16 protein-coding genes are annotated in these 16115 nt (G+C 41.2%); 4 read left to right on the top strand and 12 right to left on the bottom strand.

The window, feature by feature from the left end; all coding sequences use genetic code 11:
• Positions 1-306: 306 nt before the first annotated feature.
• The 3 genes from BC351_RS17355 to BC351_RS17345 form a co-directional block, all read right to left on the bottom strand.
• Positions 307-660, bottom strand: coding sequence for a VOC family protein (locus BC351_RS17355; RefSeq protein WP_079413994.1), 354 nt, complete (start codon positions 658-660; stop codon positions 307-309).
• The gene (locus BC351_RS17350) at positions 657-1907 is read right to left on the bottom strand and encodes a hypothetical protein (RefSeq protein WP_079413993.1); all 1251 of its coding nucleotides are present in this window, start codon (positions 1905-1907) and stop codon (positions 657-659) included. Before BC351_RS17350 ends, BC351_RS17355 begins: the two co-directional genes overlap by 4 nt.
• A gap of 355 nt (positions 1908-2262) precedes the next feature.
• Entirely contained in the window at positions 2263-2832 is a 570-nt protein-coding gene (locus tag BC351_RS17345; RefSeq protein WP_079413992.1) for a DinB family protein, read from the bottom strand.
• 710 nt (positions 2833-3542) lie between these two features.
• On the opposite strand from BC351_RS17345, the gene BC351_RS17340 reads away from it, so the two are divergent.
• Positions 3543-3812 (top strand): hypothetical protein, encoded by a 270-nt coding sequence (locus BC351_RS17340; RefSeq protein ID WP_079413991.1) that lies wholly within the window; start codon positions 3543-3545, stop codon positions 3810-3812.
• 55 nt (positions 3813-3867) lie between these two features.
• On the opposite strand, the gene BC351_RS17335 is transcribed toward BC351_RS17340, so the two are convergent.
• Positions 3868-4200 (bottom strand): hypothetical protein, encoded by a 333-nt coding sequence (locus BC351_RS17335; RefSeq protein ID WP_079413990.1) that lies wholly within the window; start codon positions 4198-4200, stop codon positions 3868-3870.
• A 36-nt stretch (positions 4201-4236) separates the two neighbouring features.
• On the opposite strand from BC351_RS17335, the gene BC351_RS17330 reads away from it, so the two are divergent.
• Entirely contained in the window at positions 4237-4734 is a 498-nt protein-coding gene (locus BC351_RS17330) for an RCC1 domain-containing protein (RefSeq protein ID WP_079413989.1), read from the top strand.
• Positions 4735-4820: 86 nt separating this feature from the next.
• Here BC351_RS17330 and gndA read toward each other — a convergent pair whose 3' ends face one another.
• From gndA to zwf, 4 genes are read right to left on the bottom strand one after another with little or no spacing between them, the layout of a single operon-like run.
• The gene (gene gndA / locus BC351_RS17325) at positions 4821-6254 is read right to left on the bottom strand and encodes an NADP-dependent phosphogluconate dehydrogenase (RefSeq protein ID WP_079413988.1); all 1434 of its coding nucleotides are present in this window, start codon (positions 6252-6254) and stop codon (positions 4821-4823) included.
• Positions 6255-6306: 52 nt separating this feature from the next.
• The gene (gene fsa, locus BC351_RS17320) at positions 6307-6975 is read right to left on the bottom strand and encodes a fructose-6-phosphate aldolase (RefSeq protein ID WP_079413987.1); all 669 of its coding nucleotides are present in this window, start codon (positions 6973-6975) and stop codon (positions 6307-6309) included.
• A 56-nt stretch (positions 6976-7031) separates the two neighbouring features.
• Positions 7032-9026, bottom strand: a complete 1995-nt coding sequence (gene tkt / locus BC351_RS17315) for a transketolase (RefSeq protein ID WP_244209057.1) — start codon at positions 9024-9026, stop codon at positions 7032-7034.
• Complete coding sequence (gene zwf / locus BC351_RS17310; RefSeq protein ID WP_079413986.1) at positions 9010-10503, bottom strand: glucose-6-phosphate dehydrogenase; 1494 nt, start codon at positions 10501-10503, stop codon at positions 9010-9012. The genes tkt and zwf overlap by 17 nt, the downstream gene beginning before the upstream one ends.
• Positions 10504-10594: 91 nt before the next feature.
• Here zwf and BC351_RS17305 point away from each other — a divergent pair, with 91 nt between their 5' ends.
• Positions 10595-11473, top strand: a complete 879-nt coding sequence (locus BC351_RS17305; RefSeq protein ID WP_079413985.1) for a LysR family transcriptional regulator — start codon at positions 10595-10597, stop codon at positions 11471-11473.
• Positions 11474-11486: 13 nt separating this feature from the next.
• Here the strand turns inward: BC351_RS17305 and BC351_RS17300 are convergent, their stop codons facing one another.
• The 4 genes from BC351_RS17300 to BC351_RS17285 all read right to left on the bottom strand — a co-directional run bounded on the left by BC351_RS17300 (position 11487) and on the right by BC351_RS17285 (position 13979).
• The gene (locus tag BC351_RS17300; protein ID WP_079413984.1) at positions 11487-11882 is read right to left on the bottom strand and encodes a hypothetical protein; all 396 of its coding nucleotides are present in this window, start codon (positions 11880-11882) and stop codon (positions 11487-11489) included.
• A gap of 473 nt (positions 11883-12355) precedes the next feature.
• A complete protein-coding gene (locus BC351_RS17295; protein ID WP_079413983.1) occupies positions 12356-12832 on the bottom strand; it encodes a hypothetical protein in 477 nt (158 codons plus the stop codon).
• A 101-nt stretch (positions 12833-12933) separates the two neighbouring features.
• Positions 12934-13227: a hypothetical protein gene (locus tag BC351_RS17290; RefSeq protein WP_079413982.1), complete on the bottom strand. Its 294-nt coding sequence runs from the start codon at positions 13225-13227 to the stop codon at positions 12934-12936.
• Positions 13224-13979: a barstar family protein gene (locus BC351_RS17285; protein ID WP_079413981.1), complete on the bottom strand. Its 756-nt coding sequence runs from the start codon at positions 13977-13979 to the stop codon at positions 13224-13226. Before BC351_RS17285 ends, BC351_RS17290 begins: the two co-directional genes overlap by 4 nt.
• Before the next feature lie 326 nt (positions 13980-14305).
• Here BC351_RS17285 and BC351_RS17280 point away from each other — a divergent pair, with 326 nt between their 5' ends.
• A complete protein-coding gene (locus tag BC351_RS17280) occupies positions 14306-16111 on the top strand; it encodes an SgrR family transcriptional regulator (RefSeq protein ID WP_079413980.1) in 1806 nt (601 codons plus the stop codon).
• Positions 16112-16115 lie beyond the last annotated feature (4 nt).

Here is a 16115-nt window from a genome sequence, read left to right as displayed (position 1 = left end):
TTTTTTTTCATATTCGTTCCTCCCGTGTTGGAACCTCAATCCCCAATACTGTTGATTACAGTGTATAGAATAAAATAATTTTATAAACTGAATATAAACTACTAGTTTTTCAGAAAAACCTTATTCATACACAGAGGTAAGGGTTTGAAGCTATCGACTCCCTGTTCATATCGTACGAGAGAGTTTGATTCAACCATACGAGAAAAGGCAACCGCTCCACTTAGGTCCGGTTGCCTTCTTTTATGTTGCTTTTGAACTAACGTTCGTCGTTAGCTCAACGACCAATTCTACTTTCACTTTACAGTTTTAGGCGAACGAGGTGATTTCGAACAGAATGCCATCAAGCGCTTTGAAATACAACGTATAGCCGCCCCGCATGTTCTTAGGTCCTTGATCTGGTTGGATCAACTTCTTGCCCACAAGCCGATCATAGAATCGATCCACTTCTTCCTTCGTGTCAACGTAAAATCCAACATGGAATCCTTCGGGGTAAGTCGGAACGCCTTCCAAGGCTGCTGAGCAGCTTAAGACAAGGGTGAATCCCTCTTTATCATTCATAACGGCAATCACGTCGCCTTTTCGCTCCTGCAGCTCAAAGTCAAACAAGTCCCGGAACAAACCCGTAGCTTCATTCAAATCGATCACGCGTATTTTGTTCATTCCTGTAACGGTTTATCTGGTACCCAAACGATGCCACTGTAAGTTGAAATATGATACCAATTGACCCCCTCAGGGGAAATCCACTTTTCAAAAGATAGGGCATCCTGATCTTTGAAGGTGCCTGCTTTATGGAAAACTTCTCCTGTCAGCGGAAAATAGTAGGTTATTGTTTCTGAGGTTAGTTTTACTTTTTCTTGTGTTATTGTAATGCCCTGAGGTCGTTCAAATGGCGCTCTGTCAAGGTTGACCACTTTCCATCCGAATGGGGTTTGGATACGTGCCCAACCTTCATTTATTTTGTCAGCTACATATGATCCCGGCTGCAGCCAATTTTGCAGACTAATGCTTGCGTCACCGTCGATGTCGAAATAACGTGTAGCGGTTCGCAGTGTGATCTTTTCGTTAGCTAAGTCGAATTGCATTAGAGGACCACTTTCAGATTCAAATAGAGGAAACGTTTTTACCCATTTAAAGGTTCCATCCTGTAATTGAATCTTGAACCATCCATAAATTTGAGTCTTAATGTTGAAAATGGAGCTTGCAACCGCTTGAACTATTCCAGGAGTCGCTTTCACTCCTTTACCTTCAACTTCATAGGGATGATCATAAAGCAATTCGTTCCCAGTCATTTTAATGACTCTGTCAGTTGACCTCTCCTTATGCTGAAAGTCTTCAGGGATAAATGGATCGACAATCCACTTCTGCCCCTGTTGTTTAGTAGAAATTCGATACCACATTGGAGCTTCCAACATTGCTTTTCCTGTATGAGCCCCTTTGTATAAATAATTATAAACGGCTGTTACATGCACTTTTTGTGGTGATATTATATCTTTAGGTGGTTCGGCTATGGAATAAACACCGACATCGGGTTGGTCATATAACTTCATATCTTTAATAATGGTAATGTCCCTTTCTTTTTCCCAATAGCCGCCAGCAGTGATTTTGTTATCATCCTCGATCCATTTTTCCCCCATCCAGGTTTTTATACGTATATATTCTTTACCTTGGGTGTTTGCTAAGCAGTTCGATTCATTCAGAGTACAAGCCACTTCTACCATCTGCATACCGGAAATCGAGCCAACGATAGAATTTGGATTTCTATAATCATCTAGTAGTTTCGTCTCCGATAGAACAACCAACTGTCTATTTGACATCAAATCGATTGTCGCCGTAGCTGAGGTGCTTAAAAAACTAAACCCACCGTACAATACTGACATCGCCAGTGCATATTTAGCAGCCTTTTTCATGCATACACACCTTTCATTGATAAAAATCTCGGATTTGTAGATAGTTTTGCTTGGATAATTATACCAAATTCATCCTATCAACAAATATACTTTACAAAATCTTTACTCAGTTAATCTGCTCTTTTGCTTAATAAGACACTGAGTAGTAGCCTCGTGAATCTCCTTACTATAACGACATAATCTCCATCCTCAATGCTTTCTCTATCAAAATGCCAAACTTTATTGCTCACATAAATAAATTCTCCATTTAGCACTATTAGCTCGTTACTTCAACGGACAACGGCTGCCAATGATGTGCCGGCTATCGTCATGTCGTGATTGAACTATTGTTCCTCGTTAACGTAATAACATTGATCTAGTCAACCTTGTTTCTACTAAACTCTTCTCGTACGGCCTGCATTTGAGTGATATGACGTTTGGCATGCTGACATAAGAAATAAATATATTGGTAAACATCAATCTTTCCAAGATTATTTACAGTCATCGTCGTTTTATATAAAATGCCTTCCCCGTTTGGTATTTCTCTAAGAATATCTTTGCACTCATTTATTTGTTCTTTCATGATATTTTTTATTTCTGATATTGTTTTATCTCCCATCGGTTCCATATGCTCAGGTCGTATCCAGATAAATGATTTATGTTTATCAATTTGATCGAGCTCATCTAAATTATACTGATAAGTAGAAACAGCTTCATTTAGGTTTACCTTAATCGCAAGGTCTTTAGCCTTTTTCTTACCTTTGCGAATCAATATTAATAAGAAATGGTTAGTTAATGTAACATGTTCTAATATTTCTTCAATGCTCCAACCTACTTCAGGTTTAAAATTGAGCAATTCCGGTTTTTCTTCAAACCATGCATAGTAATCAATCAAGGTTTTTGAAAGTTCCTGTTCTATAAACTGTATTGCTTTCTGTACTGTCATAAGCTTCCCACCTTAGAATAGGATCAGATCTCGGCTAATTTAAAATTCTTACTGGGCTGCAGAGTCTTTGTGTACCTCAATATTAGCACATATTGGAATGCTGCCCGTTACTTTAACGAAACAAGGGACAAGTGCCTGCTGCCACGATCTGTCCCTTGTTATTGCACTATCGTATCCCGTTAGCCATACATGGTATCTTTAAGTAAACATTAATTTTTAATCGATATTTTTGTAGTAAAGCCTCTCCAGCTGACTTAAATGTTTGTTTTTGCTTATGACTCTTCGACTTCCTATAATTTGTTCCGATAAAATAAAAAATCCGCAATTTCTGCGGATACATTTCGTTCTACATTCTTGTCATTCGTCACTCTCGTTATCAAACTCAATAATATTTTGAAAATTAAACCCGCATTTTGTATTACATTGTTTGACAGTACGTTATGCAAATTAATAGGACTATATTCTACTCATATTAGAGAATTCTATTGTATCCGTTTTGGAAATGACGTTTGTCTACCACTTATGAGGCATAACGTGAAAATTTAACGTGATAATAACGGTATTGCTTGTGAGAAGTATTTATACGATAATTTAAATGTAATATCCTTTTTTAGGAGTGGATGTCATGCTAAATCCCAATACCTTCTTCCGTTAGTTGCGTTGGTGCCATGGTGCGAACCATAATCTAACCCCACGCAGCGGGGATGAAAATGTTCGATCAAGATGAAATCTTGGCTTGGGAAAACGAAACCACGGTTAAAAAGACATTTATTAAGACAAAACGCTATAAGGACCCACGAATTGAGAAACTAAAAGAGGTTCGAAAGGGCATTAAAGCAGTGCATTACAACAAAGAAATAAAATCCTGTCGAAAAGATCATTACAGGCTTTACAGAAACAAGATGACTAAGTTGGTACGCTCAGAGAATTTTGATATGATTGTTAGCTACAAAAGAACAAGCGGCTGGCTAACTTGGTAAACATTCATTAAACCGCGACCCGGTGTCACTAGACCCGGGTTTTCTTAATTTACTTTCAATGGAAAAAATTCTGAAAATGTCTTCTAACTAATGACAATGCTTCGTTCGAGGCAACCTCGCTCAGGCTTCCTAACTGTATGAAATCAATGCTAGATGTTCGTAACCAAATTTCTGCTAATGTATAAACTATTTCAATCAAATTATTTAAGATTTTCAGTTCAGATATTACCTCATCTTCCCCAAGTTTGAGTTGCTGATTGAGCATATCTACAGCTATTAGTACATCCTCAACATTTTCAAAACACGACCATGAAACATCAGTATTTGGAGGGGCGATCAAATTCCTTAGTTCAATTTGTAAATCCAATATATCATTGAGTTTGGACAATTTGTATCATTTCCAAATTGATGCACGATTGGTACCATGGTTCTAGTTCTTGCTCGAGACGGAAAAGTATGGATAATTGAAACCGTAAAATATGATCATTCTATTCCATTGAAAGCAGAGCCAGTTCTTGTTGAAGGTGTGGACCATGTTAAAAGCATGTTAGTTTCTACTGACTACGATGAGATAACATTTTTAAAAGAGGATGGAACCGTTTGGAATATTGATGATTATAACCCTTGGGGTTCGAACAAGCCCTTATACGACACGATCCGCTTTGCTAAGCCAGTGCAACTTGAAAATCTAAAAGACATTGTTCAGCTTAAAAACAACCATTATGCGATTAAGAAAGATGGTACCGTATGGAATTGGGGACGAACAACAGTTTTCTCCAAAAAATCCCGCGAAGTAGCTCTAACTCCTGTAGCACCTTATCAAATTAATGAGATCTCGGATGTCGTTGACGTTTCTAGCACCCTTGATCATGTGTTTTTTGTGAAGAAAGTTGGACCGCAGCAAGTAGAATTTAGAAGTTAATTAGAAAACAGACCAATTTCCAGACCCATCAATGGCCTGAAAATTGGTCTGTTAACATACGCCGCGAATAGCTGACGATTCTAACCTTAACCTTGAATGTATTCTTCGTTATTTTCCATCCATTGAAAATGAAAGCTTCCCTTTTTATCAACTCGCTCGAACGTATGCGCTCCAAAATAATCTCTTTGTGCTTGTAGCAAATTAGCCGGCAATCGCTCTGTACGATAGCTGTCGTAATAAGCTAATGCGGATGCGAATCCAGGAACCGGTATCCCTCTCGTAACGGCAATCGCAATTACTTTTCTCCAAGCATCCTGATAGTTTGTAACGATTTCACCAAAATATTCGTCTAACAACAGATTTTTAAGAGCTGGGTCCCGATCGTAAGCGTCTTTAATATTTTGTAGAAATCTTGCACGGATAATACAGCCCCCACGGAAAATCATCGCAATGCTGCCATAGTTCAGATTCCAATTGTATTCATCGGAAGCAGCTCTCATTTGCGCAAAGCCTTGCGCATAGGAAGCAATTTTGCTGGCGTACAATGCTTTGCGAACGGCTTCGATGAATTCTTTAGATTCTCCATCAAAGCTTGATACCGCTGGACCACTCAGTCGCTTGCTAGCGGCTACACGTTCTTCTTTCATAGCTGAGATAAAACGCGCGAATACGGATTCAGTAATAATGGACAATGGAACGCCTAAATCCAATGCACTTTGACTTGTCCATTTTCCGGTTCCTTTTTGTCCCGCCGAATCGAGAATGACATCCACCATCGGTTTGCCTGTATCCGGATCTGTCTTCGTGAAAATATCAGCCGTGATTTCGATCAAATAACTATCCAGCTCGCCATTGTTCCATTCAGTGAAAATCTCATGGAGTTCGTTCGTATTTAAGTTCAGTACATCCTTTAGCAAGTGATACGCTTCGCCAATGAGCTGCATATCACCGTATTCGATGCCGTTGTGTACCATTTTGACATAATGGCCTGCGCCATCTTCTCCAATATAGGTCGAACAAGGATCGCCGTTTACTTTGGCCGAAATGGCAGTTAAGATTGGCTCGACCAGTTCATACGCGTCTTTTTGCCCTCCAGGCATAATAGCAGGGCCATTAAGGGCTCCTTCTTCTCCGCCCGAAACACCAGCGCCGATAAAGCGGAATCCTTGGGCTTGCAGGTCTTTATTTCTTCTTTGTGTATCAGGGAAAAAGGCATTTCCACCATCAATGAGAATATCCCCTTGACTGAGGTAAGGCACAAGCTGATTAATGGTGTCGTCGGTCGGTTTTCCCGCTTTTACCATGATTAATATTTTACGCGGCGTCTCGAGTGATTGGACAAATTCTTCAACACTATAAGTTCCTATAAGGTTCTTTCCTTGCGCTTCCGCCACTAGTTCATTTGTTTTCTCTGGTGAACGATTATATAAAGCCACCGAAAACCCTTTGCTTTCAATATTCAAGGCTAAGTTTTTACCCATGACGGCCAAGCCGATTACGCCAATTTGTTGTTTTTTCATTTTAACTACCTCCCTGTCATCGATTGTGTGATATAGATAAACTTATATCCACTCAGCTTTTAACTGCTTTTTTCCAATCGGCTGCGAACTTCTCAAGTCCTTGATCCGTCAACGGATGTTTGGAAATTTGTTCAATTACGCTGAAAGGCACTGTTGCGATATGCGCTCCAGCCATGGCTACGCGTGTGACATGATCAGGATGACGTACAGACGCGGCGATGATTTGAGCATCTAAGTTGTGAATTCGGAATAGCTCCGCGATTTTGACGACTAATTGTACACCGTCTTCCGATATATCATCTAGACGACCTAAGAACGGAGAAACATAGGTAGCGCCTGCCCGCGCAGCCAACAAAGCTTGATTCACAGTAAAGATCAAGGTCACGTTCGTTTTGACACCTTTGTCGGTTAAGTAACGGCAGGCTTCTAATCCATCCAATGTCATTGGCAACTTAATCGTAATGTTCTTATCGTTATTGTTTATCTTGATTAGCTCTTCCGCTTGGGCAATCATTTCCTCAGCCGTAATGGCATCCGGCGTAACTTCAGCGGAAACGGATTCGACTTTAGGCACTAATTTTAGAATTTCTTCGATTCGATCCTCGAATTTCACGCCTTCTTTGGCCACCAAGGATGGATTCGTCGTTACGCCAGACAGAACACCCACTTTGTATGCTTTTTTGATATCCGCTACATTTGCGCTATCGATGAAAAGTTTCATTTTTAATTACCTCCATAAATTTAATTTAATTTAACTAATGACAATCCAGATTGTTTTTACGAAATTCCGAGTAGATCCTTCGATAGCCGAACGATATTCTCTACGGAGAAACCGAAATATGCCATGACTTCAGGACCTGATCCCGAGGCACCAAAAGTATGGATAGCCAATACTTGTCCTTGCGGACCTACATAACGTTCCCAACCCATTGAAATTCCCGCTTCAATAGATACGCGTTTGGTAACGGAAGAAGGAAGAACGGTTTCCTTGTACGAGGCTGGCTGGCGCTCAAAAAGTTCCATACTAGGCATGGCTACGACTCTGACAGAAATATGATCCTTCTCTAACTCATGTTTCGCATTCACAGCCAGGGAAACTTCCGAACCGGTTCCGATGATAATGAGATCCGGATGAGCATCGGTTTCCGTTAAGATATATGCGCCCTTCGTTACCCCCTCTAGATTTGCTTTCGTCGCACTGTAAACGGGAAGGTTTTGTCTACTTAGCACGAGAGCTACCGGCCCATTCTTGTTCTGCAAAGCATAAGCCCAAGCGCTCGCCGTCTCGTTGGCGTCGCTCGGCCGAATAACGGTTAGGCCGGGAATCGTCCTTAGTGCAGCCAAATGCTCGACAGGCTCATGTGTCGGGCCGTCTTCGCCGACCGCAATGGAATCATGCGTGAATACATAAATAACCGGCAGTTTCTGCAAGGCAGCCAATCGAATGGATGGTCGCAGATAATCGCTAAAGACGAAGAAGGTACTTACAAAAGGAATAACGCCTCCGTGCAAAGCCATGCCGTTGCCGGCTGCACCCATCGCATGCTCACGTACGCCGAAATACACATTTCGTCCTTCATAGGATTCGATGCCGAAGGTTTTTTCTCCAATGATATCTGTCATTGTAGAATGCGATAAATCAGCGCTTCCTCCAAATAAAGAAGGTACGCGTTTCATGAAATGATTGATCGCGTTCCCACTGGCTACACGAGTGGAAATGGATTTCGAATCATCGAATGTCAGAATATCGGTATTTTCGATCAGAACCTTACCCTGTATAGCATTTTCAAGTTCAAAGCCAAGCTCAGGATATGTCGTTTTATAGGAAACTAACAGTTGATTCCATTCTGTTTCCAAGGCTTGTCCGAGATGTTTCAAATTTTCAAAGTGAGCTTGTACTTCCTCAGGTACGGTGAATTCATCATGCGGCCAACCATAGAATTCCTTAGTCGCTTTAGCTTCTTCCAACCCAAGTGGGTTACCATGTGCTTTATTCGTTCCTGCAACCTTGGGACTTCCATAACCAATAATCGTCCTTATTTCGATTAAGGTAGGACGCGTGGCATCTTGCTTTGCTAAATCGATCGCTTTCGTGATTTCAGCAATGTCATTGCCATCCTCAACTCTCAAGTATTGCCAATTCGCAGACTCTGCTCGCAACTCTGCATGATCTGAATAGGATACGTTCAATGCTCCGTCTAGGGAAATATCGTTGGAATCATATAGAACGATCAATTTATCCAGCTTCATATGTCCAGCCATCGACATCGCCTCGTACGAGATGCCTTCCATCAGGCAACCGTCTCCAACAAGTGCATACGTATAATGATCAATGACCGGGAAATTATCTTTGTTAAATTTCGCAGCCAAATGAGCTTCAGCCATTGCCATCCCTACAGCCATCGCAATTCCTTGTCCTAAAGGCCCCGTTGTTGCGTCAACGCCATCTGTATGTCCATATTCCGGATGACCTGGCGTCTTACTTTCAAGTTTGCGAAATTGTTTAAGATCATCTATCGACACCTTATATCCCGACAAATGCAGCAAACTATAAAGGAGCGCAGATCCGTGTCCCGCGGACAAAACGAAACGATCGCGATTAAACCATTTGGCGTGGAATGGATTATGCTTCATATGTTTGGCCCATAATGCGTATGCCATGGGAGCAGCCCCCATCGGCAGTCCAGGATGTCCCGAATTCGCTTTATTGATAGCATCAATGGATAAGGTACGAATCGTATTCACGGATATTTGATCAAGTGTTGTATTCATAAGTATGGATATCTCCTTTGGTTGCATCGTTATTCGATACATTTTTGAAATCGAACCACCAATGGAACCCGTCTCTCTCAAGCAATTCATCGGCTTCATGAGGTCCGTACGATCCAGCTGGGTAGATATGAAGCGGTGTTAGGTTTTCTCGATAAGCGTCTAAGATAGGCTGTACCCATTCCCACGACAATTCCACTTCATCCCAATGGGCAAAATAAGTTTTATCACCGATTAACGCATCATGGATAAGTGTTTCATAAGCGTCTTTACCACCTTCCTTCGTGAAGCTTAGTTGGCTTCGAACCGGCATCTCGATATCTGAACGCTCCTGACCCGATTGGCTTCTTTGAAAGAAAATGCCTTCGTTGGGACCAATCTCTACGATCAACAGATCCTTTAGAGGACCCCTGGATTTATACTCGATAACGATTCTGGTAACTTTCTCTTTCAGCCGCTTACCCGTTCGAATGTAGATGGGAGTGTCCTTCCAGAACGGATCATTGACTTGTAGTCTGGCTGCAATGAAAGTATCATTTTGAGACTCCAAGGCGATTCCCGGTTCATCTGTATAGCCGACAACTTGCCCCCCTTTGATCTCCCCTGCACCATACTGACCACGAACAATATGGTGAGAAACGTCCATTTTGTTAAGGGGCTTTAACGTCTTCATGACCTTTCTTTTAAGCTTCCCAACCTCTTCTACTGCGCTTCGATTCGGCAACTCGATCGTTAACATCATAAGTAATTGAAGCATATGATTCTGGAACATATCGCGGATAGCGCCTGCATGATCGTAGTATCCCGCTCTTTCCTCCACACCCAATGTTTCGTTTGCGGATATTTGTATGCTGGCAATATCTCGCGTCCTAAGATCTTGCTCCGAAAGAGCAGAGTGAAGAAGTTGCCCCATTTGCTGAACCATAGGTTTGCCTAAGTAATGATCAATTCGATAAATTTCAGCCTCATCGAATGCTTGGTTCAATTTATGATTCAGTTTTCTTGCAGAAACCAAGTCGTGGCCGAAAGGCTTCTCTATCACCAGACGTTTCCAGCCATTGGCGGAACCAAGTCCGCTTTCATGAATGTTTGCTGCGATCGTTTCAAAAAATTCAGGTCCAACGGACAAATAAAACATGCGATTCGGCGTTATGTTAAGCTCTTCCTCCCGCTCTTCAATCACCTGCAGCAGCTTCGTGTAATCTTCTTTGCGATCAACATCAAGAACATGGTAACGGAATGCACGCAAGAATTTTTTGACTACATCAGCATCTTTCACTTCACTTCGGGAAAAAGTAATAAGAGATTGCTCTACATTTGATCGAAATGTTTCATGAGATAGTTCTCTTCTTCCAAGACCAATCAAGGAAAAAGATGAAGGTAGTTTCTGATCGACGAACAATTGAAATAAGGCTGGGTAAATCTTTCTTTTGGCTAAATCACCTGTTGCTCCAAACAATACAAAAGTTGCTGGCTCCAATTTGCTCACTCCTTCACTGGTTTCTTTTCTGTAGCTCTACTATAATGGTTCATATATCCATTAAATCAATCTAGGAGCTAGCACCCATTTTATGAACAATAATTACGAGTTGTATAAAGTCTTCTATTGGGCTGCAAAGACCGGTAGCTTAACACAGGCTGCTAAAGTCTTGTACCTAACCCAACCTAGCGTCAGCCACGCCATTAAACAACTGGAAGACAGCTTTGGTATGACATTGTTTTACCGTAATTCCAAAGGCGTAATGCTTACTCAAGAAGGTGAAGTTCTATATTCCTACATAGAGAAGTCCCAAATTTTAATATCACTAGCTGAAAAGCAAATGGCCGCGCTTAAAAATCTAGACAGTGGCGAACTGCGGATCGGCGGAAGCGATTCACTGTTTAAGCATTACATTCTTCAATACTTGGAAAACTTTCATAAGCAGCATCCCAGCATCCGACTTCATCTTAATCATGGAACAACACCAGAAATCATTGCTCTTTTGAAAGAAGGGGAAATTGATTTAGGTGTCGTTCGTATGCCGATTTCAGATCCCCAACTTGAAGTAAGGGAAAGCTTCCAGCTCCAGGATTGTTTTGTTGCAGGGTCTCTGTATTCCGAGCTTCAAAATGTGGTTCTAACCATGGATATGTTACTTCAATATCCGCTCATCCTATTCTCCCGAAATAGTCGGGCACGAATGGCCATTACGGAATTATTTCAAAGTTATGGTCATCAACTCAAACCCGAAATCGAGGTTGGAAGTGTGGATCTTCTCATTGAATTAGCGCGTAAAGGACTCGGAATTTCTTACGTGACCAGAGAATTCGTATCAAAAGAACTGGAAGAAGGTACGCTCTTCGAGATTCAATTAGACGTGCCGATACCACCATCCCATGTAGGGATTATGATTATGCGCAACATGCCGATTTCCAACGCAGTCAACAAATTTATTGAAATGGTACAATAAACGGAATTTCACATCACGCAGATATTCCTGATAACCAACCAACTGCATTGTGAATATCTTTAAAATCATGATAGCTTAATGCAGTTGTACTTTTTCCGATAGCTTGTCTCATGTCGATATTAGTAATCGTATTCTCTGAACTAACAGTAGCTGTATATTGAATACCCGCATTTAGAAGTTTTGGCAGCCACTCTACGGACAACCAATTAGCGTCTTCTGTCATCACCATGCTATGACTTTTATCAATCAAGACCTTTCTAGCCTTTTTTATAACTGCAAGTTCAATCAGTTTATTAAGAGGCACGCGAAACTCATCTTCCTGTGCCAAAGAATTCCAACGAATCACAGCGGCTTCAATCACATCATCCCAAAAAATATGAGCTTTATCTGAAAAATAAAAGTGCATCATATTTACTCTCTCCTCTCACATAAATAAACGGATATGGAAACTGCTATAGATGATTGAAGGCTTACCATTCCGTAAAAAATGCTTTCTTTTCGTAATTCCACTATAGTACGAATCTGATGTATACAAGTAATTAATATATTTCACAATAGCCATAGACCCGGTGAATGGGATCATGTTCTGATTTTGAGGATAACTAAAAGTGTTGATGTTGAAAAAACAAAAATCGTACACCTTAGGTGTACGATTTTTGTTAGGTTAATTTGTTATTCCATTCTCACCATATCCAGTGTTTCTGCCGCGCGTTCCAGCAGCCTCCCATTGCTTTGTATTGAACAAACGCTCTCCCGTTACTTCAATCATAGATTTTGCTGAGTTGAGAAAAAAAGTCCTCTTTATTAAATGTCATTGGAGGTTTTGTACTGCCGCTGCATCGGCAGACCTACTCTTTGGTTTTTTCTACTCTATCATCCCTGTTAGTTCAATAGCTTCCTCTTCAACATGGAAATGTATTCTGCTTCTAGCCCAGTTATCTTCATAATTGTATCCTCTTCGATTCCTTCAGCTAATGCTTTTCGAGCAAAACGTAAAGCATACTTGTCAGTAGCCAGTGTTTGATGAAGGGTAATTCTATCTTCAAATGATAAATAGTCATCTGCCGTTACACCATCTAACAAAAATTCCATATCATATGTTCCGATCATCGTATGCAGATAATGTAGACGAAGGGAACAAAAGATGGCGGCACCTTCACGATCATAATGTTGTTTTAAGCTAATTGATCGCACATTGATAATAATAAAATCCTCATCCAATTTGCCTAGAAACAATTCATGATAACCATGTTTGTCCTGAGTTTTCCAGATGCGAAAAGCGTTCCAAAAGCCCTCGATTGTTCTCTGTATAGCATTATGCTCTTGCTCCCAGCGAGTGAGGAATCCAATATCCACCATGCCGTCCCCCAACTTATAAATTCATCTCTTCCACCCATTTCAGTTTACAGACTCTTATTAAGCTAAAATTCTCCGATCGTGTATATGTTGCATCGCACCACTTAAATAAGATTACCTTCCCAATCAACAAAAATCAGTTGGTCTTTTGGAAGTAGGCACCCATCGATAATTGTCCTAACAAGCCCAGGTGTGATCATGTGATCATCCCAACTTGGAGTTTGTACTCTAACCCAACCTTGACGATAATGATTTTCTAAGCCTACAAACTCCTGACCCTGTATTACAATATGTGGTGTCTTATTATGTTCTGACTGCGCTACATGATATGAAACAATTAATTTCTTATCTTCTGAAATAATACTAAGATTAATTCTTCCATAATCTTCGTCATTCAACTATAGTTTCCGTTAGTTGAACTCATTAGATGTACATCACAGCCTCGGCTAGTAAGAATGTTGAGTAATTCTGAAACAAAATTCAAATTATTTAACAAGTCATTGCCGAAGGATCTATGAAAATTCATCCACTCTAATGTAAATGGTGGAGTTAGACCGAAACCTCCACATAAACAATCATTAATACCATCCAGTCCGGCTCCATAATAACCAAAAGGTCCATTAATCGCTTCGCCTATGGCAATAAAAAATGTTTCTACATCAAGAATAAGGTCACCATCAATTGTAATCACTTCGTCGTCTCTATCTGTAAGATTCTTACGAGACCTTAACCGTAAAACCTGTAACCATGCTTGTTTTTCTTCAAGAGAACAGTTTTTCCATTGACCAAGTTCATTGGGATTTTCACGTAATCTCTCCCAGACTTCAAAAGCAAAAGGCACAGGATATATTGAAAAGCCCCCTATAATCTCGATTGACTTATCTTCCGAAGTATCCATTGGCGTTATTTTGATTGCTTTATTCGGAAAGAAATTGTATCCACCTAAAACCTTTCCGTCCTTGCTTAGAACATTGAGACGGAAGTTTGAAAACTTAATCGTAGGTATTTCCATAAATTCTCTTGTTAGTATAAAGCCACGTAAATTCAGTTTTGAAAAGCATTCATCATTCACATTTTGTATTTCTACCTCATTACAAAAACCCAATACTTTATCATTTTCATCATCAACAATAGAATATTTATAACCCAAAGCTCTCCCTCCAAGCGACTTGTTCCCTTGTTATAGTGCTATCGTTATCCGTTTATTAATTTGATTTGTATTTTTTTATGCGTGCTTCTTTCTCTTTTACCTCTCCACCATCGAAAAATTGCCAATTTCCATCGTCCTCGTCATATATTACTGTATCATCGAATGGCCATGGTCGTAACCTATTTTTAACCCACCTATTTCCATTAAATTTTTCGTTTCCCTTAATGAATAGCTATTTTTCTTGTCCCGTAGTCTCAGCTATCCTAAAATGTTATACTTCAATAATCTAATTCTCTGAATTTTTAGCAACCAAAGGGGGGATCGGCATGCTGTTAGCTGAACGCTATTTGACTTTATATGACCGTTTTGGCGGTGGAAACTCGCATGGCGAACCTGTGGAGGCAACTCTGGAAGAGTTGGCAATTGCGCTATTCTGCACGTCAAGGAACGTGAAACTTGTGTTGAAGAAATTAGAGGAAGAGTGTCTCATAAATTGGCTGCCGGGCCGCGGTCGCGGTAATCGATCACACATAATTTTCAAGGTCAATAATGAAAACTTTTTGCTCAATCTGGCTACGTCCAAAGCAGATGAAGGTGATTACCGCACATCGTTCGATGTGCTCAGCAGTTATGGTGAAGGAACAGAAGCCAAGATCAAGTTCATAGAATGGCTGAAAGGGAGATTCGGCTATCAGAAGGAAACGGTGAGAGGTCTTACCGAATGCGATACGCTTCGTTTTCCCGTCTACCGTAGCGTCCAAACGCTCGATCCTGCTAAAGTGAACTATGCCTTCGACTCACACATCATTCAGCAAATCTTTGATCGGCTCGTCACGTATGACGAGACCGTAGATCGGATAGTTCCCGGAATTGCTCATGCGTGGAACACAGATTCGCAGGCAATGGAGTGGACTTTCCATTTGCGCAAAGGTGTCTTGTTCCATACAGGTCGTGAATTGACCTCTCAGGATGTAGTCTACACTTTCGAACGGCTTCGCTCTCCCAACATGCCAAACCGCTGGATGATGAGAAGCCTTTCGGTTGTGGAAGCTTTAGGACCGCGTACTGTGCGTTTTGTACTCTCACAACCGAATCGGATTTTTGACCGTTTCTTATGCTCATCCGCTTCTTCCATCTTACCTCTGGATTTGAACGGACACAGTGAAGAAGACTATTGGCGACTGCCGACGGGTACAGGACCTTTCCAACTGCTCTCTTTTTCTCCACATCGCATCGAATTGGCTGCCAATACCTCCTTTTATGCGGGAAGACCTTACTTAGATGACGTGGATATCATCATCATGCCGGAAGATTGCCAACAGGTGTCTACAATTGGCTTGCCTTCCGTGATGCAAACTCATGATGACGATGAATCGGAGCAGGAAGAGAATCCAGAAGAAAAATGGCAATCTCTCGTCCGGTTGTGCGACGGCTGCACGATGATGACATGGAACGGGAATAAAGAGGGATGGGCACAGAACGAGAACTTTCGCAAAGCCGTAAATCTCTTGCTCGATCCAGTGGCTATGCAAGCCGAACTAGGTGGAGAACGTGTGCTGCCTGCTTATTCTTTACGCCCTGAAGACAGCTTGCAATATGAGCGCAAAACTGCAACCGATCTGGAAATTTATCATGCATTGTCCCAATCCGGCTACGACGGGACCGAGCTTCGCCTTGTCGTACACGAAAAGTATGAACGAGACGGAAGATGGATCGCAACGCGCATGACTAACTTTGGCATTGCTGTCGAGCTATTTTTGGCGAATTGGACGCAAGTTGTAGATCCTAAGATCATATCTAGCGCAGATCTTACTATTTCGGGGATCATTCTAGCCGATGATGAAGTCTGCGAGATCGACATGTATGAACATGAGGAATGCATCTCCAGTACTTATCTGAATCCTTCTCTCAAATGCTGGATTCTTGCCAAGATTGACTTGGCTCTTGGCTCAGACAGCGTTCAAGCTCGTAGAAGCCATATGCGCGATATCGAGACACGGCTCAGAGAAGAGTGCCATATCATTTTCCTGCATCATCGGCGGCTGAATACTTATATGCATCCTTCAGTTAGAGGCGCTTCATTCAACTCTAATGGCTGGATTGACTTTCAACAAATTTGGCTGGAAAAATGATTCC

Source organism: Paenibacillus ferrarius, from assembly GCF_002027705.1.
Classification (GTDB): Bacteria; Bacillota; Bacilli; order Paenibacillales; family NBRC-103111; genus Paenibacillus_E; species Paenibacillus_E ferrarius.
This window is presented reverse-complemented; position numbering and strand designations above follow the sequence as displayed.

Excerpts from the sequence above, each read along its gene's own strand:
- BC351_RS17355 (WP_079413994.1), bottom strand. The coding sequence starts at position 660 with ATGAACAAAATACGCGTGATCGATTTGAATGAAGCTACGGGTTTGTTC.
- BC351_RS17350 (WP_079413993.1), bottom strand. The coding sequence starts at position 1,907 with ATGAAAAAGGCTGCTAAATATGCACTGGCGATGTCAGTATTGTACGGT.
- BC351_RS17345 (WP_079413992.1), bottom strand. The coding sequence starts at position 2,832 with ATGACAGTACAGAAAGCAATACAGTTTATAGAACAGGAACTTTCAAAA.
- BC351_RS17340 (WP_079413991.1), top strand. The coding sequence starts at position 3,543 with ATGTTCGATCAAGATGAAATCTTGGCTTGGGAAAACGAAACCACGGTT.
- BC351_RS17330 (WP_079413989.1), top strand. The coding sequence starts at position 4,237 with ATGGTTCTAGTTCTTGCTCGAGACGGAAAAGTATGGATAATTGAAACC.
- gndA (WP_079413988.1), bottom strand. The coding sequence starts at position 6,254 with ATGAAAAAACAACAAATTGGCGTAATCGGCTTGGCCGTCATGGGTAAA.
- fsa (WP_079413987.1), bottom strand. The coding sequence starts at position 6,975 with ATGAAACTTTTCATCGATAGCGCAAATGTAGCGGATATCAAAAAAGCA.
- tkt (WP_244209057.1), bottom strand. The coding sequence starts at position 9,026 with ATGAATACAACACTTGATCAAATATCCGTGAATACGATTCGTACCTTA.
- BC351_RS17305 (WP_079413985.1), top strand. The coding sequence starts at position 10,595 with ATGAACAATAATTACGAGTTGTATAAAGTCTTCTATTGGGCTGCAAAG.
- BC351_RS17300 (WP_079413984.1), bottom strand. The coding sequence starts at position 11,882 with ATGATGCACTTTTATTTTTCAGATAAAGCTCATATTTTTTGGGATGAT.
- BC351_RS17295 (WP_079413983.1), bottom strand. The coding sequence starts at position 12,832 with ATGGTGGATATTGGATTCCTCACTCGCTGGGAGCAAGAGCATAATGCT.
- BC351_RS17280 (WP_079413980.1), top strand. The coding sequence starts at position 14,306 with ATGCTGTTAGCTGAACGCTATTTGACTTTATATGACCGTTTTGGCGGT.